Here is a 20,599-nt window from a genome sequence, read left to right on the forward strand (position 1 = left end):
CAAACCGCATGGCGCTGCGGCGGACACGACAGGGGGAAAACTGTAACCCATGTATCCGGTTCAAAGTGTTACCCATCTATCAACTGGACACCGGCCGCAACGCTGGCGATCCCCCTCTCCCCGTTCTTCACGGGGAGAGGGTAAGGGTGAGGGGCGGCGCCAACTTGGACAGAATTCATTTTGCCACCTGCCTCGCCCCGACGCCCGCCGCCGGCTCGACCCAGGAGATCTCGTGCGTCAGCGTGTTGCGGGTGATCTTCAGCCAGGCCCGGCAGCCGCCGCCGTGGCACCAATGTTCGCTGGCCTCGCCGGCAATGTTGTCGCGCAGATAGACATAGTCGAACACCTCGTCTTCCGAGGCGCCGGCTGCCGGCCGCATCGGCTTGGCGTCGCCGAGATAGGTAAACTCGCCGAGTTCGCGTTCGCCGCAGAAGGGACAGACAATACGCATGCTTTTGGACCGTCCTCAGTGCAGGTTCGGTTGGGCGCCGACGCCCTTTTCATCGATCATCGCGCCCCGCCGGAACCGGTCGAGGCGGAAGCGCGCCGCCTCCTTGTGCAGTTCGTCGCGGGCCAGAAGATGAGCAAAGACAAGGCCGGAGCCGGGCGTCGCCTTGAAGCCGCCATAGCACCAGCCGGCATTGAGATAGAGCCCGTCCACCGGCGTCTTGTCGATGATCGGCGAGCCGTCCATCGACATGTCCATGATGCCGCCCCATTGGCGCAAGAGGCGCACGCGACCGATCATCGGCATCAGCGCCATGCCGCCCTCGCAGACGTCTTCCATCACAGGCATGTTGCCGCGCTGGGCATAGGAATTGTAGCCGTCTATATCGCCGCCGAAGACCAGCCCGCCCTTGTCCGACTGGCTGACATAGAAATGGCCGGCGCCGAAGGTCATGACATTGGGGATCAGCGGCTTGATCGCCTCGGAAACGAAGGCCTGCAGCACATGGCTCTCGATCGGCAGCCGCAGGCCAGCCATCGCCGCGACCCGCGACGAACTGCCGGCGACGGCCATGCCGACCTTGCCGGCGCCGATTGTGCCGCGCGAAGTCTCGACGCCGGTCACCTTGCCGTTGGCATCGCGTACAAAACCTGTCACCTCGCAGTTCTGGATGATATCGACATCGAGCGCGCTCGCCGCATGGGCGTAGCCCCAGACCACCGCGTCGTGGCGCGCGGTGCCGCCGCGCCGCTGCAGCAGGCCGCCTTGCACGGGAAAGCGGGCATTGTCGAAGTTCAGGAACGGCATCATCTTCTTGACCGCGGCAAGATCGAGCAGCTCGGCATCGAAGCCGTTGATGCGCATCGTGTTGCCGCGCCGCGCATAGGCGTCGCGCTGCGCATCGGAATGGTAAAGGTTGATGACGCCGCGCTGGCTGACCATCGTGTTGTAGTTGAGGTCCTGCTCCATCCGCTCCCACAGCTTCATCGACAGCTCGTAGAAGCCGGTATTGCCGGGCAGCCCGTAATTGGAGCGGATGATGGTGGTGTTGCGGCCGGCATTGCCGGAGCCGATCCAGCCCTTTTCGAGCACGGCGACATTCCTGATGCCGTGTTCGCTGGCGAGGAACCATGCCGTCGCCAGGCCGTGGCCGCCGCCGCCGATGATCACCACGTCGTAGCGGTCCTTCGGGCTGGCGTCGCGCCAGGTGCGCTGCCAATTCTTGTGGCCGGAAAATGCGGCGCGGGCGAGGGAGAAGATCGAGTATTTCATGACTCTATTCCGAGGTCGCTCGCGCCGCGCAGGACCATTCTTGACGCATCGGAATCATCCGAAAACCGCTTCACGCTTTTCGGTCCGATGCTCTAGATATCCAGCGTGTGGTCGCGCTCCCACTGGGTGAAGTGGGAAGCATAGGAATTCCATTCCTGGTGCTTCAGCTTTAGATAAGCCGACGAGAATTCCTCACCCAGCGCCGCCTTGAGCGATTTGTCGTTGTCGAACTCGCGCAACGCGTCGAGCAGGTTGAGCGGCAGCTTCGGCGCGCCCTCCACCGTATGCCCGAACTGGTACATGTCGATGTCGTAGCGCTTGCCCGGATCGGCCTTCGAGCGGATGCCGTCGAGGCCGGCGGCGATGATGACCGCCTGCAGCAGATAAGGGTTTGCCGCGCCGTCGGGCAGGCGCAGCTCGAAGCGTCCCGGGCCGGGCACGCGCACCATATGGGTGCGGTTGTTGCCGGTCCAGGTCACCGAGTTCGGCGCCCAGGTGGCGCCCGAAATGGTACGCGGCGCATTGATGCGCTTGTAGGAATTGACCGTCGGGTTGGTGATCGCGGCAAGTGCCGAGGCATGCTTCATGATGCCGCCGAGAAAATTCCTGCCCTTCGCCGACAGGCCGAGCTCCATGGCGTTGTCGGCAAAGACATTGGTCTTGCCGTCCTTGTCCCACACCGAGATGTGGGCGTGACAGCCATTGCCGGTCAGGCCGGGGAACGGTTTTGGCATGAAGGTGGCGCGCAGGCCGTGCTTTTCTGCAACGGACCTCACCATGAACTTGAAGAAGGAATGCTTGTCGGCGGTCGCCAGCGCATCGTCGAAGGCCCAGTTCATCTCGAACTGGCCGTTGGCGTCCTCATGGTCGTTCTGGTAGGCGCCCCAGCCGAGCGCCAGCATGTGGTCGCAGATCTCGGCGATGACATCATAGCGCCGCATCACCGCCTGCTGGTCGTAGCAGGGCTTTGACGCCGTGTCGTATTCGTCGGAAATCGTCTTGCCGTCCGGCGAGATCAGGAAGAACTCGGCCTCGACGCCGGTCTTGACATGCATGCCGTCGCCCGCCGCCTCGTCAATCAGCCGCTTCAGCGTGTTGCGCGGCGCCTGAGCGACCGTTTTTTCGTCCATCATGCAATTGGCGGCAATCCAGGCGACTTCCGGCTTCCACGGCAGCTGGATGACCGAATCCGGATCAGGCACCGCCAGCATGTCTGGATGCGCCGGCGTCAGGTCGAGCCAGGTGGCAAAGCCGGCAAAGCCGGCGCCGTCCTTCTGCATGTCGGCGATGGCTTGCGCCGGCACCAGCTTGGCGCGCTGCCCACCGAACAGGTCGGTGTAGGAGATCATGAAATATTTGACGCCGTTCCCTTTGGCGAAGGCGGCGAGATCGTTCCCCATTATAGTTCCTCGCTTATTGGTATCTGGTAGTTTGGTATCAGAAGCCGTTCTTCCCCGGTATCCAGTTGGTCCCGGCCAGCGGCACGCCGGCCATGGCGGCGGCTTCGATCGTCAGCGCGACGAGATCCTCGGGCTCGAGATTGTGCAGGCTGTTCTTGCCGCAGGCGCGGGCGATCGTCTGCGCCTCCAGCGTCATCACCTTGAGGTAATTCGCCAGCCGTCTTCCTGCCGCTATCGGATCGAGCCGTTTCATCAGCTCGGGGTCCTGCGTGGTGATGCCGGCCGGATCGCGGCCCTCGTGCCAATCGTCATAGGCGCCGGCGGTGGTGCCGAGCTCGTTGTAATCCGCTTCCCAGCGCGGATCGTTGTCGCCGAGCGCGACAAGTGCGGCGGTGCCGATCGACACCGCGTCGACGCCAAGCGCCAGCGCCTTGGCGACATCGGCGCCGTTGCGGATGCCGCCGGAGATGATCAGCTGCACCTTGCGATGCATGCCGAGATCCTGCAGTGCCTGCACCGCCGGGCGGATGCAGGCAAGCGTCGGCTGGCCGACATTCTCGATGAACACTTCCTGGGTTGCGGCGGTGCCGCCCTGCATGCCGTCGATCACGACGACATCGGCGCCTGATTTCACCGCAAGGGCTGTGTCGTAATAGGGCCGCGCGCCGCCGACCTTGACGTAGATCGGCTTTTCCCAGTCGGTGATTTCACGCAGTTCCAGGATCTTGATTTCGAGATCGTCAGGCCCGGTCCAGTCGGGATGGCGCGAGGCTGAGCGCTGGTCGATACCCTTGGGCAGCGTGCGCATGTCGGCGACACGGTCGGAGATCTTCTGGCCAAGCAGCATGCCGCCGCCACCGGGCTTGGCGCCCTGGCCGACGACGATCTCGATCGCATCCGCCCGGCGCAAGTCGCGCGGGTTCATGCCGTAGCGCGACGGCAGGTACTGGTAGACCAGCGTCTTGGAATGGCCGCGCTCTTCCTCGGTCATGCCGCCGTCGCCGGTCGTCGTCGAGGTGCCGGACAGCGTCGCGCCGCGGCCGAGCGCTTCCTTGGCCGGGCCGGACAGCGAGCCAAAACTCATGCCGGCAATGGTGATCGGGATTTTCAGCTCGATCGGCTTTTTCGCATGGCGCGAGCCCAGCACGACGCTGGTGTCGCAGCGCTCGCGATAGCCTTCGAGCGGATAGCGCGAGATCGAGGCGCCGAGGACAAGCAGGTCGTCGAAATGCGGCAGCCTGCGCTTGGCGCCGGCGCCGCGGATATCATAGATGCCGGTCGCAGCGGCGCGACGGATCTCGGAAAGCGTGTAGTCGTCGAAGGTCGCGGATTTGCGCGGCGTCGTCGGCGGGTTGCGATAGGTCATTGAGCCTCAATACGCGTCGGCGTTGTCGATGTTGAAATTGTATAGGGTGCGCGCCGAGCCGTAACGCGTGAACTCCGCCGACTTGACGCCGGTCACCCCGGCGCGGTCGAGCAGGTCCTGCAGCAATGCCAGATGCTCGGGCCGCATCTCCTTGGCGATGCAGTCGGCGCCGAGGCTGCCGACCTTGCCGCGCACGAACAGCCGCGCCTCGTAGATGGAATCGCCGAGCGCATCGCCGGCATCGCCCAGCACCACCAGATTGCCGGACTGCGCCATGAAGGCCGACATATGGCCGATATTGCCGTGGACGACGATGTCGATGCCCTTCATCGAGATGCCGCAGCGCGACGACGCGTTGCCCTCGATGACCAGCAGCCCGCCCCTGCCGGTGGCACCGGCATATTGGCTGGCATCTCCTTTGACCGTTATCGAGCCCGACATCATGTTTTCGCCGACGCCCGGTCCGGCCGAGCCATGCACCGTGATGGCGCTGCCGTCGTTCATGCCACCGCAATAATAGCCGACGCTGCCGCGGACATTGATGGTGATCGGCTGGTCGACGCCGACGGCGACCGAATGGCTGCCTTTCGGATGAAGCACCTCCCAGGCGGTCTCGTTCGAACCAGGGGTCAAATTGTGAAGCGCCTGGTTAAGCTCGCGCAACGGCATCTCGGCCAGGTCGAAGACCCTGGATGCATGGCTCTGGTCGAGTGCCTTGGAGACGTTGATTGCCGGCATGAACTCAATGCTCCCAGAAATAGACGGTTGCAGGCTCGGGTTCCCAGACCCTCGCATTGTCGATGCCGGGCAGTTTGGTCAGCGCACGATACTCCGAGCCGAAGGCGACATATTGGTCGGTCTCGGCCATGACGGCAGGCTTGCAGGCGATCGGATCGCGCACCACGCCGAAGCCGTTCTTGGTGCCGACGACGAAGGTGAAGAAGCCGTCGAGGTCGCTCAGCGTGCCTTCCAGCGCCTCGCCGAGATTCTTGCCATGCGCCATCTGCGAGGAGAGATAGGCGGCCGCGACTTCGGTGTCGTTCTCGGTCTCGAATTTCATGCCTTCGCGGATCAGCTCGCGGCGGACATTGTTGTGATTGGAAAGCGAGCCATTATGCACCAGGCATTGGTCGGCGCCGGTCGAGAACGGATGCGCGCCCATCGTCGTAACTGCCGATTCCGTCGCCATGCGGGTATGGCCGATGCCGTGCGTGCCGGTCATGCTGCGCACGTCGAAGCGATCGACCACCGTTTCGGGCAAGCCGACTTCCTTGTAGATTTCGACAACGTCGCCGGCGCCCATGATGCGGATGTCGGGGCGCAGCGACTGGATCGCCTCGCGCACTTCGTCGATCTTGGCAGGCGCGGTCCTGACCACCGCATGCGTCGATTTCACTGCGATGCTTACCGGTGCTCCGATCGCCTTGGCGAGTTCGGCGTCAAGGTTGCGGAAATCGTGCTCCGGCTTTGCCGACTGAATGGTGATCTTGGCCTCGTTGCCGGATGGCGTGCCATAGATCGCGATGCCGGCGCTGTCGGGACCGCGATCGCTGAGCGAGATCAGCATCTCCGAAAGCATCGAGCCGAACTGGGGCTCGAGCGACTTGTCCTTCAAAAACAATCCGACGATTCCGCACATGTCAGGCTCCCGCGGTGAGGTATGATTCCGGGTGCTACCAGCTTCATAGGTTGAGTTCAACTCATATGAAAGTTTTTTTCATCTTGGACAAGTCGTCCGGCGCAAATGACGCGCCAGACGACCTTATTCCGGTTTAATGGCGATCGATCGCCTTTCTGGTCTCCTCGCCGCTGCGATCCGCCGCCATATCGGCCTCGATCTCAGCGTTCTCCTGGCGCGTCTGGAGGACATGCCACCCGATCCAGAAGACGAGGCCGACGATCACCATCACCACTTCAGAACCCTGAAACGGGTAGATCGCGCCGACGTCCTTGAGGTCCACGGCCCAGCTTTCCATTCCATTGGTCGACATTGCGGTTCTCCCTGTCGGTTGACTACTTGTCGGTTGACTATTTGATCATGGCCTTCTCGGCGGTTCCCAGTTCGCGGACCGACGCCTCGAACGCATGGTTGAGGGCAAAGTCGACGCCCTCGAGTTCGACCTTTTTCGGCACGCGCAGGAGGTTCATGCTGTTGAGGATCTTGCAGACCACGAAGGTGGGGACGAAGCCGAGCACGAACATCAACACCGCACCTGCGAAATTGCCGAGCGGGTTGATGTGCGCGAAGCCCTCATAGGGCGAGGACGGCTGTCCCCACAGCATGAAGCCCGCCACCGCGACGCCGAGAAAGCCGCCATAGCCGTGCACAGCAACGGCGCCGACCGCATCATCGATCTTGAAGCGGCGCTCGACGAAATAGTGCAGCTTGTAGCAGATGCTCGGGACGATCGCGCCGATCAGCATCGCCTGGATCGGGTGATAGAGGTCGTTGCCGGCAGACGCCGAGATGATGCCGCAAAGCCCCATCGAGAACGTCCAGAACGGGTCGCCTTTCGAGACGATGTAGCCGGCCAGCATACCGCCCGACAGCGACATCAGGAAGTTGAAGGTGACCGCCGAGAGCGTGGTCGGCGCGAGATAGATATTCGTCGCCGTCCAGGTCTCGCCGGTGATCTGGCCGGCAATCGTGGCCGGGCTGATCAGCGGAATGTTGCACGCGGCATAAAAGCCCCAGAAACCGGTGAAGATCAGGAACAGGCCGATCGTGACCAGCCAGACATTGTGGGGCGGGATGTCGCGCGGCGTGCCGTCGGGCCTGAACTTGCCGATGCGCGGACCCAGAACGATGAGAAAAGCGAGTGCCGCTCCGCCGGCGATAGCGTGCACGACCCCCGATGCATACGCATCATGATAACCCCAGAGTTTCACCATCCAGCCTTGCGGATGCCAGCCCCAGGAGGCGTCGAGGATCCACAGGACCGAGCCAATCAGTACCGCGACGATCCAGAACGCGCCAGAGCGCGCGCGCTCTATGATCGAGCCCGAGATGATCGACGCCGTCGTGATGGAAAACAGCAGGAAGGCGCCCCAGAACACGCCGTTGAGGCGATGCCACAGCGCCGCGTCGGTGGGCGTGACCCCCGTCTCGCCCGGATTGACGCCGGAGAGATGGGTGCCCATCAGCGGATTCCATGGTTCGGCAAATGGTGCGGTGACAAGTCCGCCGGCGATGCCCGGCCCGTTGGGGAAGCCGAAATAGATCCACCAGCCGAAAAAATAGAAGGTGATCGTGACGAGCGGAATCGCCATCGCGTTCTTCATGAGCGTTTTCAGATGATTGCGCCGACGCGACACGCCGACCTCGTACATGCAGAACCCGACATGGATCAGGAACATCATGACGATGGTCACCCAGTAATAGAATTCCGTGAAAATGGTCGTTAGAGCGTTGAGATCCCCTTCCATTTCATGTCCCCTCCGTTCAGTTGCGTTCCTTGCCTCTGAGTAAAACTTTTTGCATCTTAGTATTGCGCGCTTTTGGAGTTTTGAGTCAATATGGCGCGGACCGTCGCATGGCCTTAGTGCCCTTGAGCGGCGAACGCCGGCAATCTTGTGAGGAGAAGCAAGTCCATGACCGCATCCTGGAGATTTTCGACCTTGGCGGATCGCCATCGTGCGCTCGGTTCGAAGCTCGAAGACTGGAGCGGGATGGGCACGGCCTGGACCTACGACAAGGACGCCGACGAGGAGTACATCGCCATCCGCACCAAGGCCGGGCTGATGGATGTGTCGGGTCTGAAAAAGGTCCACATCACCGGGCCGCATGCCTCGCACCTGATCGACCTCGCCACGACGCGCGACGTCGAGAAAATATATCCCGGCAAGTCGGCTTATGCCTGCATGCTCAACGAGGCCGGCAAATTCACCGACGACTGCATCCTCTACCGCACCGGCCCGAATGCCTGGATGGTCGTGCATGGTTCGGGCACCGGCCATGAGGAGTTGCAGCGCGCCGCCATGGGCCGCGATGTCTCGCTGCGCTTTGACGACAATCTGCACGACCTTTCGCTGCAGGGACCGATATCAGTCGACTATCTGGCAAAGCATGTGCCTGGCATACGCGACCTCGCCTATTTCCATCACATGCAGACCCGGCTGTTCGGTCTTCCGGTGATGATCTCACGCACCGGCTACACCGGCGAACGCGGCTACGAGATCTTCTGCCGTGGCCAGGATGCCGGCACGATCTGGGACACCATCCTCGACGAGGGCAAGAGCGCCGGCATCATCCCGTGCCGGTTCACCACGCTCGATATGCTGCGCGTCGAGAGCTACCTCCTGTTCTACCCCTACGACAATTCGCAGAAATATCCGTTCGAGAACGAAGGCCCCGGCGACACGCTGTGGGAACTCGGCCTCGATTTTACCGTCAGCCCCGGCAAGACAGGGTTTCGCGGCGCCGAGGAGCACTACCGCCTCAAGGGCAAGGAACGCTTCAAGATCTTCGGCGTGCTGCTCGAAGGCAAGGAGCCGGCCTACGAGGGCGCACCGGTCTATCGCGACGGCAAAAGGGTCGGCGTGGTGACCTGCGCAATGTATTCACCGCTGGTCCAGAAATCGATGGGCATAGCCCGGCTCGATGTCGATTGTGCCGTCCAGGGCACCAGGCTCGAGATCCGCAACCAGAGCGGCGCCATCAGCGCAACGGCCGAGCCGCTTCCATTCGACGATCCGAAGAAGACCAAGCGCACGGCGAAAGGCTGAGGCATACTGAGAGGATGGCAGCGAAAAGCATCATCAGCCGGCCGGTCTACGGAACCCTGTCTCCGCAGCCCGGCAAGCACCATCTTTTCGTGGCCGATGCAGAAGGCGCGCTGGCGATAACAGACCTGGCCGCCAAGGCGCCCGACGGTTTTTTTGCCGATGCCCATATTATTTTCATCCCCGATAATGAGGGCCAGCATGTCGCCGCGCTCGAAGCGCTGAAGCCGGCCCAGCTCTATCAGGGGCCGTCCTTCGCCAGCGCCCTGCCGCGGCTGAAGCAGACGCTGGCCAACGCGCATATGGGCCTGCGCCTCTATCTCGCCGGCACCGAGGGGCTGATCGGCCAGGCCATGCAGGCGGCGCTCGAAGCCGGCATCGACCACACCTCGATCCAGACCGAGCATCGCGGCTCGCTGGCGCGCCGCGTCCAATGCGTTCATTGCAAGGGCATCACCGAAAACGTGACGACGCAGCCGGCAACCTGCTCGCATTGTGGCCTGCTTCTTCTGGTACGCGATCACTATTCCAGGCGCCTCGCCGCATTCCAGGGCGTCTGCATCAACGCGGAAGACCGCAGCGAAATTCCTCCGGCGGAGGAGATCTTTCGATGAGCACCGGCACCACCAAGCTTGACGTCGTCGTGAGCGATGTCGTCCCGGTCAACGAACTGGTGACGCGCTTCCATTTCCGCCGGCGCGACGGGCAGCTTTTGCCGACGTTCTCCGGCGGCGCTCATGTTGTGGTGGAGATGCGCGACGGCGAGCGGACCAGGCTCAACCCCTATTCGCTGATGGGCTCGCCGCTCGACACGCGCGAGTACACCATCTCGGTGCGCCGCGACGATGCCGGCCGCGGCGGCTCGCTGTATATGCACAGCAATGTCAGGCCCGGCCATGAGATGGTGATCAGCTATCCGGTCAATCTGTTCTCGCTCGACCTGCGCGCCAGGAAGCACCTGATGCTGGCGGGAGGCATCGGCATTACGCCGTTCATGGCGCAGACCGCGCAGCTGGCAGCGGAAGGCGGCAATTTCGAGCTGCATTACACCTGCCGCACCGCCTCGCTCGGCACCTATGCCGATGTACTCAGAGACCGCTATGACCGCCGGGTCAGACTCTATCACGACGACCGCGACGAGCGCATCGAGCTCGACCGGCTGCTGTCGTCGCAGCCGCTCGGCACGCATCTCTATGTCTGCGGCCCGGCCGGCATGATCGGCTGGGTGCGCGATCGCGCCGCTGCCCTCGGCTGGCCGGCGGAAATCGTCCATTTCGAGCATTTCGCCGCCCCGCAGCCCGGCGCGCCGTTCGACGTGACGCTGGAGGTCAGCGGCAAGACGATCCGCGTCGACGAGCAGCAGAGCCTGCTTGAGGCGATCGAGGCCGCCGGTGTCGATCCGCCCTATCTCTGCCGCGGTGGCGTTTGCGGCCAGTGCGAAACCAACGTCATCGCGCATGACGGCAAATTCATCCACAACGACCACTGGCTGAGCGAGGAAGAGCACCGGTCCTGCAAGAAGATCATGCCTTGCGTCTCGCGCTTCGAGGGCAGGTCGCTGGTTCTGGAAAGATAGGAGGCGAGCCTGGGCATCACCTTTCGTAACGAAACGTTCCGTAACGACTTCACCTTCAGGAACAGCCCGGAGCACATCAGGCGGTTTCCGTTCCCGTTCCACGAAGACAGCTACATGTATGCGGTCAACATCGAGCCGCATGTTTTGGGGCCGAAGGGCAGCGTGCTCGAAAACCTGATCGACGTCGACGAGCACTATGTCGCCGAGATGCAGGACCGCGCTTTGGTGCTGGCGGAGGATCCGCTGCGCTGCCAGTCACTGGCGCACATGACGCTGGCCGGCTGGGACCTGCTCGAACTTCTGATGGAACAGCAGGCGCTGGGCTATCCCGAGCATTTCACGCTGACGCGCGACGGCGACAAATGGCGCTGGATCAACCGGCCGCTCGGCATCGACGACAGCTTCACGTTCGGCGATGTGTCGACGCTGCCCTACGGGCCGATGGAATACATCACGCGGCAAAGCCAGGGCGATTTCTGCATCCTCGACCAGCGCGACGGCAATCTGTGGATGGATGCCGGCATCGTCACCACCCAGGCCGACTGGTCGCTGGATTTCGACATCGGCATGAACTTCTTCGAATGGCACGCGCCGGTGCCGCTGGCGCATGAGAAGGGGATTTTCACCCGGGCGCTAAAATTCCTCACCAACATCCAGCAGGGCAAGCCGGCGCGGCGGCTGAACTGGACGATGACCATCAATCCGCGCCTCGACACCAGTCCGGAAAATTATCACAAATGGGGTCCGGACCGGACGACGGTGACGCCCGAAAACGTCGGCGACAAGGTCCATCTGCGTGTCGAATTGCAGAGCTTCTGGCGGCTGCCGCGCTCGAACGGCATCGTCTTCCCGATCCGCTGTTATCTCATCAAAATGGACGAGTTGGTGACCCAGCCGAAATGGGCGCGGCGCCTGCACCGCGTCATCCGCGACCTTCCCGAAGAGCTCGCCAATTACAAAGGCCTGACACGCTACCGCGCGACGCTGGTCGAATGGCTGTCGAAGCTCGACGACGGCAGCCCGACATCGCCCGGCTTCGGGCCGGATTAAGGAGGCTTGCACCGCCTTCCGATCACCTGAGAAGATTTTTAACCCGCACCGATGATTTCAGACCGCCTGCGCTGTCCTTATCAATGGGCGTGCCTGGATGGTCCAGCTGCCCGGATAGCAAGGTGGGTCCATGAGATTGTTACAAGGTCAGAATGTCGTCGTCGTTGGAGGAAGCCGTGGTGTCGGCCGCTCGATCGTAGAAGCCGCTCTCAGCGAGGGAGCGACCGTCCTCGCAGTCGCCCGCAGCGAACAGACCCTGTCGGAATTTGCCCGGGAGACTTCGGGCGTGAAGACGTTCGCGGTCGATGCAACTGTGGATATCGCTCCCGATCAGGTCTTCGCCGCGCTGGAACCGGACGTCCTAGTGATATGCGCAGGTGCTCTTGCCCCCTCCGCGCCCCTACATGAACAGAACTGGGAGGCGTTCTCCGAAAACTGGGAAACGGACGTCAAGGCGTCGTTTCTGTTTTGCAAGGCCGCGCTTCGGCGTCCGCTCAAACCGGGCGCCCGGGTTGTTCTGATCTCCAGCGGCGCGGCTCTGACCGGGGGACCACCGAATTCCGGCGGCTATGCCGGCGCAAAACGCATGCAGATGTTCCTGGCCGGTCATAGCCAGAAGGAATCGGATCGGCGCGGCCTCGACCTGCGCTTCATGGCGCTTGCGCCTATGCGCATCATGCCAGGGACCGGCGTGGGCGACGCCGGCATCGAGAGCATTTCGGCCTATAGGGGCATCCGGCCCATGGAGTTCATCGCGGGCATCCTCGACATGCAGACGCCGGCCGACGTCGGACGGGCGGTCGTGGCACTCGCCACCCAACAATCGCAAGGATGTTCCTTCGCAGTGAGCGCGAGCGGACTTACGCCGGCCGCCTGAGACGCGCGTAATGCAAACTCAAAATTGCCGGATCCGCATGACAGACTCGCAGGCACCTCTCAAGCCGGTACGTGAGCCGGGCCAGCCGATCCTCGATCGGCTGGCATTCGAACACTTCACGGCTGCCCATCGCCGGGAGCTCAAGCTCCATTGCTATCGCATGATGGGCTCGCTGCACGAGGCGGACGACCTTGTCCAGGACACGCTTCTGCGCGCCTGGCGCGCAAGATCGGAGTTCGATGGGCGGGGTTCGGTTCGCGGTTGGCTCTACACGATCGCGACCAACTCTTGCCTCAACGCGCTCAAGGCCAGGTCGAGGGCGAATCGCATTCTCCAGCAGCCCGAACGGCCGGCTTCCCACGGGATGGCCACAGGCGGCCCTGCAGCCGAGGTCACCTGGTTGGAGCCTTACCCGGACGCAGAGCTACCGGGCCGCGCTGATGGTGAGCCGGGTCCGGAAGCGCGCTACGAGACCCGCGAAGCCGTCCAACTCGCTTTCGTCGCCGCGATCCAGGATCTGCCGCCCAGGCAGCGCGCCGCTCTACTGCTTTCCGACGTGCTGGGCTGGTCGGCTGTCGAAACGGCGGGATTGCTGGGCGGGTCGACGGTTTCGATCAACAGCGCATTGCAGCGGGCCCGCATAACCCTTGCGGCGCGATATCCCCAAGGACGTCCCATCCATCGATCGAAGCCCAACCCCGACGAAGGCCTGCTGCTCGAACGTTACATGCGAGCCTGGGAGGCCGCCAATCTCGACAGCCTGATCGAACTCCTGCGGGAGGACGCCACCTATCGCATGCCGCCCTGGCAGGAATGGTATCGTGGACGCGCGGCGATCCGCAGTTTCCTCGAGACCATCTGGGGCAATTTTTCGGGCTTCCGCACCGTAGCCATTGGAGCCAATGCCCAGCCGGCAGTCGGGGTCTATTCCCGCAGCCAGAATGACCCGGCGTGGCGAGCCCATTCGCTGCATGTGATCGAGCCCGCCGAGGGCGGTATCGCCGCTCTGACGATCTATGTGCCGCCGCTCGGCCCCAGCTTGTTTGCGGCCTTCGGCCTGCCGTCATCCTAAAGCGCGTCGCATTTGACCGGCCCCATGCGACGCGCTTTAGGTTGTTGTTTCATGCATGTCGAATATCGCAAAACCGCTGCACACTTTTGCGCGACATGCATTAGAGCAATTCCAGGAAAAGCGTGAAACGGCTTTCCCTAGGGAATTGCGCATAAACAAAGAGATAGAGCGGTTCTAGCCTGGACCTGTAACATTCCATCCGGCCGCTTCGCGGCCACGGCGCTCAATGAGGGGACTTCGCTTGCGTCCGAACCCGCTCAAACCGCGCTACTCTGCGGATAGCAGATGATCGAGAGATAGCGCATCGGCAGTTGCGTCAGCTGTTCCGGGCCGTGCGGCGCGTCGGCGTCGAAGAACAGGCTGTCGCCGGGTTTCATCGGATAGAGATTGCTGCCGTGCCGGTAAACCACCTCGCCTTCGAGCATGTAGAGGAACTCCATGCCCTCGTGCTGGAAGGTCGGAAACACGTCGGAATCCTCGGTCAGCGTGATCAGATAGGGCTCGACGACGACCCCGCTGGTGTTCGACCCGATATGGCCGAGCAGGTTGTACTGATGGCCGGCGCGCGTACCCCGCCGCTCGACATCGAGGCCTTGGCCGGCCTTGACGAAGACAGCGCTGCGCTCTTCCTCGAAGCGGCGGAAGAAGGCGGTGACCGGAACGCCGAGCGCCCGCGACAGCGCCTGCAAGGTGGTCAGCGACGGCGAGGTGATGCCGTTTTCGATCTTCGACAACATGCCAAGCGAAATGTCGGTGGCAGCGGCAAGATCGGCAACAGTGATGCCGAGTTTCTTGCGAAACGCCCGCACCTCGCGGCCGATTGCGACCTCCAGGACTTTTTCGCGGGTGTCGCGGACGGCGTGCGGGTCCTGGGTCAGTGGCGTCCGGATCGTTGCCACGCCCTTCGGCTGTGGCTTGGCCTTGGCGGCGGCGCCATTCCTCAAACTGGAAGCTTTCTTCGCCATGCCACCACCCGGTCCTGCAGATTAATTTCACTCAGGGTGAACATATTCGCTGCTGATACAGAGCGCAACTGCGACGGCAAGCCACTTTATGTCGAACGCGTGCTCTCCCGGTTTCCGCCATGCGGTTCTGCTGAAAATCCGATTGGTGAAACGTGGTTTCAGCAGAAGGCCTGTTGACAGCATCGAAGGGGCAATTACTGTCCTGTCAGTGAAATTTGTTTCGTTAGAGAAATGAGACCGGGAGGCCCGCAATGAAAAGTCGTGTTGCCGTCATCGGAGCCGGGCCGTCCGGCATGGCCCAGCTTCGAGCCTTCAAGTCGGCAGCCGACAACGGCGCGGACATTCCGGAAATCGTCTGCTTCGAAAAGCAGTCCGACTGGGGCGGCCTGTGGAACTACACCTGGCGCACCGGCCTCGACGAGCATGGCGACCCGGTGCACGGCTCGATGTACCGCTACCTCTGGTCGAACGGGCCGAAGGAATGCCTCGAATTCGCCGACTACACGTTCGAGGAGCACTTTGGCCGGCCGATCGGCTCCTACCCGCCGCGCGCCGTGCTGTGGGACTACATCAAGGGCCGCGTCGAAAAATCCGCCGTGCGCAAATGGGTGCGCTTCAACAGCCCGGTGCGCATGGTGACTTTCTCCGACGCGACGAAAAAGTTCACCGTCACCGCGCATGACCGCAGCAACGACGTCACCTATTCGGAGGAGTTCGACAACGTCGTCGTCGCCTCGGGGCATTTTTCGGTGCCCAACGTCCCCTATTTCGAGGGTTTTTCCACCTTCAACGGCCGCATCCTGCACAGCCATGATTTCCGCGACGCCATGGAATTTAGGGATAAGGACATCCTGATCATCGGCCGCTCCTATTCGGCCGAGGACATCGGCTCGCAATGCTACAAATACGGCGCCAGATCGATCACCTCCAGCTACCGCTCGAAGCCGATGGGTTTCAAATGGCCTGACAACTGGCAGGAAGTGCCGCTGCTGCAGAAGGTCGTCGGCAAGACCGCGCATTTCAAGGACGGCAGCACCAGGGATGTCGACGCCATCATCCTGTGCACCGGCTACCTCCACTCCTTCCCGTTCCTGACCGAGGATCTGAAACTCAAGACCGCCAATCGGATGTGGCCGGACGGGCTCTATGAGGGCGTCGTCTGGGAGAAGAACCCGCAGCTGTTCTATATCGGCATGCAGGACCAGTTCTACACCTTCAACATGTTCGACGCGCAGGCCTGGTTCGCCCGTGACGTCGTCATGGGCCGCCTGAAACTGCCTTCGGCCGAGGCGATGGCCGAACACGGCAGCAAATGGCGGGCGCGTGAGGAAACGCTGGAAGACGCCGAGCAGATGATCTGGTTCCAGGGCGACTACACCAGGGAGTTGATGGAGCAGACCGACTATCCGGGCTTCGATGTCGAGGCTGTCAATCAGACCTTCATGGAATGGGAGCACCACAAGGCGCAAGACATCATGAGTTTCCGCGACCACGCCTACCGCTCGCTGATGACCGGCACGATGGCGCCGCTGCACCATACGCCCTGGCTGCAGGCGATGGACGATTCGATGGAATCCTATCTCGAGGTGAAAGGCGTCGCGGCGGAGTAGCGGCGTCCTCGCCACACACTTCGCGCGACATGCACTAGCTGCGCGCCTCGCGCACGTCTTTCGTCGCTTCAATGATCCGGCCGAGCAGGGCATGGAGATCGTCGCGGTGGCCGCTGCGGCCGGCGGGGCCGTTTTCATCGGAAGTCATGACCACGGTCAACGCGCGCCCCGGCACAACATAGACCATCTGCCCGCCATAGCCCCACCCGTAGAAGACCGCTTCGCCCGCGATCTGACGGATGAACCAACCATAGCCATAACCGTCACCGGTGAAACGCGAGGCGGTGCGTGGCTGCCAGGAGAGCTTGATCCAGTCGGCCGGCACGAGCTGCCGTCCGCCGCGGCTCATCCCGCCGCTGCGATAGAGCTCGCCAAAGGCCAGCAGCGAGCGCGGGCTCATGGCCATCTGGTTGCCGCCGAGATAGATGCCCTGTGGGTCGCGGTCCCAGGCGGTGATGGAAAAGTCCTGCTGCGGCCCAAGCCATTCACGCGCCAGTTCCAGCGTCGAGCGGCCGGTCCGCCGCGTCAGGATCGCCGAAAGGAGATGGGTCGAGCCGGTGGAATAGAGCATGGTACCGCCCGGTTCGTCGTCGAAAGGCATGGCGAGCGCTGCCCGCACCCAGTTGTCGCTTGCCACCCAGCGCCCGTAGTTTGGGCCTGAGGTCCGACCTAGCCCCGCCTGCATGGAAAGCAGATGACCGATCGTAACCTGCTGGAGACGCGGATCCGCGTCGGCGGGCAGGTCGGCCTGAAGAAGCGGAGCGATCTTCTGGTCAGTACCTTGGAGCACGCCCTTTTCGATGGCGATGCCGACGAGCGCGGAGATGATCGACTTGGAGGCGGATTTTATGTTGGCAGGACGTGCCGGAGAGTGGCCGCGATAGCCACGTTCCGCCACCACCGCGCCCTCATGCGCGATGGCAACCGTGCGCAGGGGCGTCAGGCGCTCGGCCTCGTCAAGGAGCTTTCCAAGCCGCTGCTCCAGGCCATCCGCAGCGTGGGCAGCGACGGAAAGGATGAGGAGAAAGGCGAGAATCACGGTGGAGCGCTTCAGCATAAAGCCAGCTTGGGATGCATTTTGGGCAAGACGAAGGTGGGGCGCGATCCTCTATTTTCCGGCTACCCCAGCCGTGCGCGTGCCTTCGCCGTCCAGGCGTTGAACAGCCGGTCGGCGACGATGCCGATGAAGGCGATGGCCAGTCCGGCGACGATGCCGCGGCCGGAATCGGCCTTGGATAGCGCAATGAACACCTCCTGGCCGAGATCGCGGGTGCCGACCATGGCGCAGATGATGATCATCGCCAGCGCCATCAGGATCGTCTGGTTGACGCCGAGCATGATCTCGGGCAACGCCAGCGGCAGTTGCACGCGCAGGAACGTCTGGCGCTTGGTGCAGCCCGACACCTTTGCCGCCTCGATCAGCGCCGGCGGCACCTGCCGAAGGCCGTAATTGGTGTAGCGGATGGCCGGCACCACGGCGAAGGCGACGGTCGCAATCATCGCCGTCACGTCGCCGACGCGAAATAGCATCACCACCGGAATGATGAAGCAGAACGACGGCAGCACCTGCAAAGTGTCGATGACCGGCGTGACGATCTTTTCGACACGGTCGCTGCGTGATGCCATCAGCCCTATCGGGATGCCTATCAGGCAGGCGATGAAAGCCGAGATGCCGCAGAGATAGACCGTCGCCATGGTCTTGTCCCAAAGGCCGGTCACCGCGCAGAAGACGGTCAGCGCCGCGACCAGGGCGGCGAGGCGAAGGCCGCCGAGCTGGTAGCCGGCAAGGCCGAGCAGGAACACCGCGCCCAGCCACGGGAAGCCCTCGCAGAAGGCGCGCACCGGGTTCAGCACATTGAGGATCAGCGCCACGCGGAACGCTTCGATCGTGTCGAAGAAGTTGATCGTGATCCAGCTCACCGCTGTCTTCCACAGGGGTGCGGTGGTGAAGGTGATCGCCTTCGGCACCGCGGCGAAGGCCGGCACGAACAGGCCAAGCAGCGTCGTGGCTGCAAGGATGGCGACGGCCAGCGTCAGATTGGGGTAGCGCCGCCAGAAGCTCGGGCTGACCTCCTGATAGACATGGCCCTTCGCGTGATTGCGCGCGATCGCCTGGCTCAGCCGGTCGAGCGCGATGGCCAGCGCCACGATGGCAAGGCCGGCTTCCATCGCCTCGCCGACCTTCAGCGCCCTGAGCGCCAAAAGCACGTCGTAGCCGAGGCCGCCGGCGCCGATCATCGAAGCGATGATCACCATGTTGAGCGCCAGCATGATGACCTGGTTGACACCGACCATCAATGTCGGACGCGCCGAAGGCAGCAGCACGCGCCACAGTTTCTGGCGCGCCGTGCAGCCGGCCATCTCGCTGAAATCGTCGATCTCGGACGGCACCCGCGACAGCCCCAGCATCGTCGCGCGCACCATCGGCGGCGTCGCGAAAATGGCCGTCGCGATCATCGCCGAAACCGGACTGTTGCCGAACAGAAGAAGCATCGGGATCAGATAGGCGAAGGTCGGGATGGTCTGCATCAGGTCGAGGGCAGGGGAGATCAGCAGCCTCTCCGCCCATGGCTTGCGCCACGCCCAGATGCCGACGAACAATCCGGTGACGATGCAGAACGGCACGGCGATGGAGATCAGCCCGAGCGTCAGCATGGCGCTGGTCCACTGGCCGAACAGCGCGATGTAGAGGAAACAGCCGCCGACCAGCGCGCCGAGCTTCCAGCCGCCGGCGGCACGTCCGGCCAGGAATGCGGCGATGCAGACACCGACCCAGGACAGGCGCGGCAGGACGAGCATGTCGGCGCCATGGCCGATCTTGAAATTCTTGGCGAGCAGACCGAGCGCAAAATCGAGCGGCACGCCGAGCGCCGCGGTGATCGAGCGCGTCAGCCAGGAAAAGTTCGACTTTATCAGGCTCATCAGCGCGCTGACCCAGTCGGCGACCGAAACGATTGCGCTGGCCGGATAGTTGACCGCCCAAGGCAGCCTGTCCTGCAGCAGGAACACGGCAAGCACGGCGGCAAGGGCGCAGGCCCAGACCACCAGCCAGAGCTGAACCGGCCGCGATCTCGCCTCGCTGGCGCTTGCCGTCACCGTCATGCGTTGGCCCCCGAACGCTCGATGCCCGCCAGAAGATCGATCACGGCTTGCGGCGTGACTTCGCCGATCGGCTTGCCGGTGCCGTTGACGACGGCGAACGGCTTGCCGGCCGAAACGATATCAGCCGAAAAACTCGATATCTTGGCATCCGGCGCGACCACGCCGCCATGCTCGGCGCCGGCGCAGGCGCGCATCAGGCTTCGCGCCGAGATCACCTTGGCGCGGTCGACGTCGCGGGTGAACTCGGCGACATAGTCGGTCGCCGGGTTGACCACCAGCTGTTCCGGGGTGCCGATCTGGATGACTTCGCCGTCCTTCATGATGGCGATGCGGTCGGCCAGCCGGATGGCTTCGTCGAAATCATGGGTGATGAAGACGATGGTCTTGTGCAGCATGGTCTGCAGCCGCATCAGCTCGTCCTGCATTTCGCGGCGGATCAGCGGATCGAGCGCCGAGAACGGCTCGTCGAGAAACCAGATTTCCGGCTTGGTGGCGAGGCTGCGGGCGATGCCGACGCGCTGCTGCTGGCCGCCGGAAAGCTCACGCGGATAGAAATGCTCGCGGCCGCGCAGGCCGACAAGCTCGATCACTTCGCGCGCGCGTTTTTCGCGCGTCGGCCGGTCCTGCCCTTGGATGCCCAGTGGAAAGGCGATGTTGTCCAGCACATTCAGATGCGGCAGCAGGGCGAAATTCTGGAACACCATGCCCATGCGGTGGCGCCGCAACTCGATCAGCGCGGCATCCGAGATTTTCAGGAGATCCTTGCCCTCGAACTCGACCTTGCCATGCGTCGGCTCGACCAGCCGCGACATGCAGCGCACCAAGGTCGACTTGCCCGAGCCCGAAAGCCCCATGATGATGAAGATCTCGCCCTGGCGGATTTCGAGGTCGACGGCGCGCACCGCGCCGACCAGCCCGGCCGCGGCGACCTCCGCCATGCTGGCCTTGCCGTCGCGCAGGCGGATGAAATTGGCCGCGTTCGCGCCGAACAGCTTCCAGACATTGCGGCAGGCGAGCTTTATCGGGCGGGCATCCTTCGGCGTGCCTGCCGCTTGCAGCACCTGTTCAGTCGTGTCGGCCATGCAGTCGTCCTTCTGGAATATGGGATAGAGACCCGGCCATGAATGACCGGGGCTCGC

At 63.0% G+C, this 20,599-nt stretch carries 19 protein-coding genes; 7 read left to right on the top strand and 12 right to left on the bottom strand.

Annotated elements, in window-relative coordinates; translation table 11 throughout:
- Nucleotides 1–175 precede the first annotated feature (175 nt).
- From AC0L15_RS08515 to AC0L15_RS08550, 8 genes are all read right to left on the bottom strand, one after another.
- Complete coding sequence (locus AC0L15_RS08515) at nt 176–451, bottom strand: sarcosine oxidase subunit delta (protein WP_023799485.1); 276 nt, start codon at nt 449–451, stop codon at nt 176–178.
- A 15-nt stretch (nt 452–466) separates the two neighbouring features.
- Complete coding sequence (locus AC0L15_RS08520; protein ID WP_287245272.1) at nt 467–1,720, bottom strand: sarcosine oxidase subunit beta family protein; 1,254 nt, start codon at nt 1,718–1,720, stop codon at nt 467–469.
- Between the two features lie 92 nt (nt 1,721–1,812).
- The gene (gene glnT / locus AC0L15_RS08525) at nt 1,813–3,120 is read right to left on the bottom strand and encodes a type III glutamate--ammonia ligase (RefSeq protein ID WP_023799483.1); all 1,308 of its coding nucleotides are present in this window, start codon (nt 3,118–3,120) and stop codon (nt 1,813–1,815) included.
- Between the two features lie 37 nt (nt 3,121–3,157).
- Nucleotides 3,158–4,486, bottom strand: coding sequence for an FMN-binding glutamate synthase family protein (locus AC0L15_RS08530; protein WP_287245269.1), 1,329 nt, complete (start codon nt 4,484–4,486; stop codon nt 3,158–3,160).
- A 6-nt stretch (nt 4,487–4,492) separates the two neighbouring features.
- Nucleotides 4,493–5,224 carry a GltB/FmdC/FwdC-like GXGXG domain-containing protein gene (locus AC0L15_RS08535; RefSeq protein ID WP_287245266.1) on the bottom strand — a complete coding sequence of 244 codons (732 nt, stop codon included), beginning with the start codon at nt 5,222–5,224 and terminating at the stop codon, nt 4,493–4,495.
- 4 nt (nt 5,225–5,228) lie between these two features.
- Nucleotides 5,229–6,125: a class II glutamine amidotransferase gene (locus AC0L15_RS08540; protein WP_287245264.1), complete on the bottom strand. Its 897-nt coding sequence runs from the start codon at nt 6,123–6,125 to the stop codon at nt 5,229–5,231.
- 133 nt (nt 6,126–6,258) lie between these two features.
- Entirely contained in the window at nt 6,259–6,477 is a 219-nt protein-coding gene (locus AC0L15_RS08545; protein ID WP_128245540.1) for a hypothetical protein, read from the bottom strand.
- Nucleotides 6,478–6,514: 37 nt separating this feature from the next.
- Nucleotides 6,515–7,912, bottom strand: a complete 1,398-nt coding sequence (locus tag AC0L15_RS08550; protein ID WP_473496225.1) for an ammonium transporter — start codon at nt 7,910–7,912, stop codon at nt 6,515–6,517.
- A gap of 165 nt (nt 7,913–8,077) precedes the next feature.
- Between AC0L15_RS08550 and AC0L15_RS08555 the strand changes: the two genes are divergently transcribed.
- The 6 genes from AC0L15_RS08555 to AC0L15_RS08580 all read left to right on the top strand — a co-directional run bounded on the left by AC0L15_RS08555 (nt 8,078) and on the right by AC0L15_RS08580 (nt 13,783).
- Complete coding sequence (locus AC0L15_RS08555; protein WP_287245259.1) at nt 8,078–9,211, top strand: aminomethyl transferase family protein; 1,134 nt, start codon at nt 8,078–8,080, stop codon at nt 9,209–9,211.
- 14 nt (nt 9,212–9,225) lie between these two features.
- Nucleotides 9,226–9,822, top strand: coding sequence for a dimethylamine monooxygenase subunit DmmA family protein (locus AC0L15_RS08560; RefSeq protein ID WP_287245256.1), 597 nt, complete (start codon nt 9,226–9,228; stop codon nt 9,820–9,822).
- Complete coding sequence (locus tag AC0L15_RS08565; RefSeq protein ID WP_287245253.1) at nt 9,819–10,784, top strand: PDR/VanB family oxidoreductase; 966 nt, start codon at nt 9,819–9,821, stop codon at nt 10,782–10,784. Before AC0L15_RS08560 ends, AC0L15_RS08565 begins: the two co-directional genes overlap by 4 nt.
- A gap of 9 nt (nt 10,785–10,793) precedes the next feature.
- Nucleotides 10,794–11,834: a heme-dependent oxidative N-demethylase family protein gene (locus AC0L15_RS08570; protein WP_287245671.1), complete on the top strand. Its 1,041-nt coding sequence runs from the start codon at nt 10,794–10,796 to the stop codon at nt 11,832–11,834.
- A gap of 130 nt (nt 11,835–11,964) precedes the next feature.
- Nucleotides 11,965–12,711, top strand: coding sequence for an SDR family oxidoreductase (locus tag AC0L15_RS08575; protein WP_287245251.1), 747 nt, complete (start codon nt 11,965–11,967; stop codon nt 12,709–12,711).
- A 37-nt stretch (nt 12,712–12,748) separates the two neighbouring features.
- Entirely contained in the window at nt 12,749–13,783 is a 1,035-nt protein-coding gene (locus AC0L15_RS08580; RefSeq protein ID WP_287245250.1) for an RNA polymerase subunit sigma-70, read from the top strand.
- Nucleotides 13,784–14,040: 257 nt separating this feature from the next.
- Here the strand turns inward: AC0L15_RS08580 and AC0L15_RS08585 are convergent, their stop codons facing one another.
- Nucleotides 14,041–14,748, bottom strand: coding sequence for a helix-turn-helix domain-containing protein (locus tag AC0L15_RS08585; RefSeq protein WP_023799471.1), 708 nt, complete (start codon nt 14,746–14,748; stop codon nt 14,041–14,043).
- A gap of 251 nt (nt 14,749–14,999) precedes the next feature.
- Here AC0L15_RS08585 and AC0L15_RS08590 point away from each other — a divergent pair, with 251 nt between their 5' ends.
- On the top strand, nt 15,000–16,358 hold the full coding sequence (locus tag AC0L15_RS08590) for an NAD(P)-binding domain-containing protein (RefSeq protein ID WP_287245248.1): 1,359 nt from the start codon (nt 15,000–15,002) through the stop codon (nt 16,356–16,358).
- Nucleotides 16,359–16,392: 34 nt separating this feature from the next.
- On the opposite strand, the gene AC0L15_RS08595 is transcribed toward AC0L15_RS08590, so the two are convergent.
- From AC0L15_RS08595 to AC0L15_RS08605, 3 genes are all read right to left on the bottom strand, one after another.
- The gene (locus AC0L15_RS08595) at nt 16,393–17,415 is read right to left on the bottom strand and encodes a serine hydrolase domain-containing protein (protein ID WP_473496226.1); all 1,023 of its coding nucleotides are present in this window, start codon (nt 17,413–17,415) and stop codon (nt 16,393–16,395) included.
- A gap of 62 nt (nt 17,416–17,477) precedes the next feature.
- Complete coding sequence (locus AC0L15_RS08600; protein WP_473496227.1) at nt 17,478–19,460, bottom strand: ABC transporter permease; 1,983 nt, start codon at nt 19,458–19,460, stop codon at nt 17,478–17,480.
- Nucleotides 19,457–20,542 (bottom strand): quaternary amine ABC transporter ATP-binding protein, encoded by a 1,086-nt coding sequence (locus AC0L15_RS08605; protein ID WP_287245240.1) that lies wholly within the window; start codon nt 20,540–20,542, stop codon nt 19,457–19,459. Before AC0L15_RS08605 ends, AC0L15_RS08600 begins: the two co-directional genes overlap by 4 nt.
- Nucleotides 20,543–20,599 lie beyond the last annotated feature (57 nt).

Source organism: Mesorhizobium sp. WSM4846 (assembly GCF_055811415.1).

Bases quoted from the DNA above. Each gene is read 5' to 3' on its own strand.
- AC0L15_RS08515 (WP_023799485.1), bottom strand. From the start codon at position 451: ATGCGTATTGTCTGTCCCTTCTGCGGCGAACGCGAACTCGGCGAGTTT.
- AC0L15_RS08520 (WP_287245272.1), bottom strand. From the start codon at position 1,720: ATGAAATACTCGATCTTCTCCCTCGCCCGCGCCGCATTTTCCGGCCAC.
- glnT (WP_023799483.1), bottom strand. From the start codon at position 3,120: ATGGGGAACGATCTCGCCGCCTTCGCCAAAGGGAACGGCGTCAAATAT.
- AC0L15_RS08530 (WP_287245269.1), bottom strand. From the start codon at position 4,486: ATGACCTATCGCAACCCGCCGACGACGCCGCGCAAATCCGCGACCTTC.
- AC0L15_RS08535 (WP_287245266.1), bottom strand. From the start codon at position 5,224: ATGCCGGCAATCAACGTCTCCAAGGCACTCGACCAGAGCCATGCATCC.
- AC0L15_RS08540 (WP_287245264.1), bottom strand. From the start codon at position 6,125: ATGTGCGGAATCGTCGGATTGTTTTTGAAGGACAAGTCGCTCGAGCCC.
- AC0L15_RS08545 (WP_128245540.1), bottom strand. From the start codon at position 6,477: ATGTCGACCAATGGAATGGAAAGCTGGGCCGTGGACCTCAAGGACGTC.
- AC0L15_RS08550 (WP_473496225.1), bottom strand. From the start codon at position 7,912: ATGGAAGGGGATCTCAACGCTCTAACGACCATTTTCACGGAATTCTAT.
- AC0L15_RS08555 (WP_287245259.1), top strand. From the start codon at position 8,078: ATGACCGCATCCTGGAGATTTTCGACCTTGGCGGATCGCCATCGTGCG.
- AC0L15_RS08560 (WP_287245256.1), top strand. From the start codon at position 9,226: ATGGCAGCGAAAAGCATCATCAGCCGGCCGGTCTACGGAACCCTGTCT.
- AC0L15_RS08565 (WP_287245253.1), top strand. From the start codon at position 9,819: ATGAGCACCGGCACCACCAAGCTTGACGTCGTCGTGAGCGATGTCGTC.
- AC0L15_RS08575 (WP_287245251.1), top strand. From the start codon at position 11,965: ATGAGATTGTTACAAGGTCAGAATGTCGTCGTCGTTGGAGGAAGCCGT.
- AC0L15_RS08580 (WP_287245250.1), top strand. From the start codon at position 12,749: ATGACAGACTCGCAGGCACCTCTCAAGCCGGTACGTGAGCCGGGCCAG.
- AC0L15_RS08585 (WP_023799471.1), bottom strand. From the start codon at position 14,748: ATGGCGAAGAAAGCTTCCAGTTTGAGGAATGGCGCCGCCGCCAAGGCC.
- AC0L15_RS08590 (WP_287245248.1), top strand. From the start codon at position 15,000: ATGAAAAGTCGTGTTGCCGTCATCGGAGCCGGGCCGTCCGGCATGGCC.
- AC0L15_RS08595 (WP_473496226.1), bottom strand. From the start codon at position 17,415: ATGCTGAAGCGCTCCACCGTGATTCTCGCCTTTCTCCTCATCCTTTCC.
- AC0L15_RS08600 (WP_473496227.1), bottom strand. From the start codon at position 19,460: ATGACGGTGACGGCAAGCGCCAGCGAGGCGAGATCGCGGCCGGTTCAG.
- AC0L15_RS08605 (WP_287245240.1), bottom strand. From the start codon at position 20,542: ATGGCCGACACGACTGAACAGGTGCTGCAAGCGGCAGGCACGCCGAAG.